This window comes from Clostridium sp. ATCC 25772 (assembly GCF_001573875.1).
In the GTDB taxonomy this organism is placed as follows: Bacteria; Bacillota; Clostridia; order Clostridiales; family Clostridiaceae; genus Clostridium_J; species Clostridium_J senegalense.
In genome coordinates this window covers 1-1,738 of record NZ_LFRG01000104.1, presented here as the reverse complement: position 1 = coordinate 1,738, position 1,738 = coordinate 1, and the positions used below count along the sequence as shown (strand labels likewise).

Annotated in this window: 1 protein-coding gene, 2 tRNA genes and 1 rRNA gene; all 4 read right to left on the bottom strand. The window is 30.3% G+C overall.

Going from position 1 to position 1,738, the window contains the following annotated elements; translation table 11 throughout:
* Positions 1-434: 434 nt before the first annotated feature.
* Complete coding sequence (surE, locus tag AZI32_RS16940; protein ID WP_061997126.1) at positions 435-1,193, bottom strand: 5'/3'-nucleotidase SurE; 759 nt, start codon at positions 1,191-1,193, stop codon at positions 435-437.
* A 155-nt stretch (positions 1,194-1,348) separates the two neighbouring features.
* Positions 1,349-1,424: transfer RNA gene (locus AZI32_RS16935), tRNA-Ala, on the bottom strand.
* Positions 1,425-1,429: 5 nt separating this feature from the next.
* A tRNA-Ile gene (locus tag AZI32_RS16930) sits at positions 1,430-1,506 on the bottom strand.
* A 25-nt stretch (positions 1,507-1,531) separates the two neighbouring features.
* Positions 1,532-1,649, bottom strand: a 5S ribosomal RNA gene (rrf, locus tag AZI32_RS16925).
* Between the last annotated feature and the right edge of the window lie 89 nt (positions 1,650-1,738).

Genomic DNA, 1,738 nt, shown 5'->3' with positions numbered 1-1,738 from the left:
CGATGTGAGTCTCTACAAAATAGATTCTCAAATGAATTAACTGGTTTTACCTATATTTATCTGTTTAATTTTCAAAGACCAAATTGTTTTTTGTCGTTTATCAACGACTGCTTTTTTATTTTAGCAATTTGTTTGTCATTTGTCAACAACTTTTTTCAATTTCTTTTGAACTTTTTCAAGTTCCCGTCATTGACGACTCATTCATAATAACATTCTTTCCTTAAGTAAATTTAATATGCATTAATTTATTATCTAAAATTAAATTATAATATCTTTTTTTTCCTTTTATTTCTTTAATTTTTCATATAATGATACACTTGGATAAGTTTATATTTAGTTTTAGTATAAATCATGATTATCCTAACAGTTTGTAATAAAAAATAAGTAGCTTATATATTACTTTAAGCTACTTATTTTAGAATAAAGACTAGCCCTTATATAAGCTTTTCTTCTATTTTATATAAAATTTCAAAATTTGTTAAATCATAATGTAGTGGAGTTATAGTTACATATCCATTTTCTATATTTAATACATCTGTATCTGCTTCATTATTTTTTATAGGTGTTCCACTTATATTGATACTTTTACTTCCATCTTCATTTAAGGTTTCAACATATAAGTTCTCATATTTTTTCTCCCCCATCTTTGAAACTTTAAACTCATAATTCTTTTTTAAATCTACATTCTTTAGCGATGGAAAATTTACATTTAAAACTAAATCGTTTTTCAGCGGAGATTTTTCTAGTTTTTCAATTAAATCTTTGGCTACTTTAGCACATTCTTTATATGATTCATTATTTCCGTCGCATGAAAAAGCAATAGATGGTATTTTTAATATAGCTGCCTCGATAGCTGCTGAAACTGTACCTGAATATAGTATATCTGTGCCTAAATTGAACCCATTATTTATTCCTGATATAACCATATCAACTTTTCCATCCATAATCTTATTAACTCCAACCCTTGCACAATCTGCAGGAGTTCCACTTATACTAAACGCTCTTGATTTAATGCCCTCTAATTTTTCTTCTTTTATTATTAATGGTTTATCTATAGTTATTGAATGACTTGTGGCACTTTTTTGACAATTTGGTGCAACAATACATACAGAATAGTGTTTTTCAAGTTCTTTAGCAAGTTCTATTATTCCATCTGCAAATACGCCATCATCATTGGTTATCAATATTTTCATATCTCTATTTTCCACATATATCCCACCTATCTTATATTTTAACTTTAATTATATAATCTTTTAATCTTTTAAAATCTAATATTTCTTATTATAAATAATAAATAATAAATAATAAATAATAAATAATAAAAAAAAGCAGTTCTTTCGAACTGCTATGGTGGAGATAAAGAGATTCGAACTCTTGACCCCCTGCGTGCAAGGCAGGTGCTCTCCCAACTGAGCTATACCCCCAAATATGGTGGACCTTCAGGGACTCGAACCCCGGACCTACCGGTTATGAGCCGGTTGCTCTAACCAACTGAGCTAAAGATCCTTATTACCAAGATTAACTTGGTACTACCTGGCAACAACCTACCCTCCCACACAGTCACCCGTGCAGTACTCTCGGCGTCTAGAGGCTTAACTTGCCTGTTCGGAATGGAAAGGAGTGTTACCCTCTAAACCATCATCACCAGATTTTAAATTAATATAAGCTGCGTACTGCGTCGTCAATTTCCTTCGTTCCTATGCTCATTTATATAAATAAACTCCGCTTCTCACTCAGT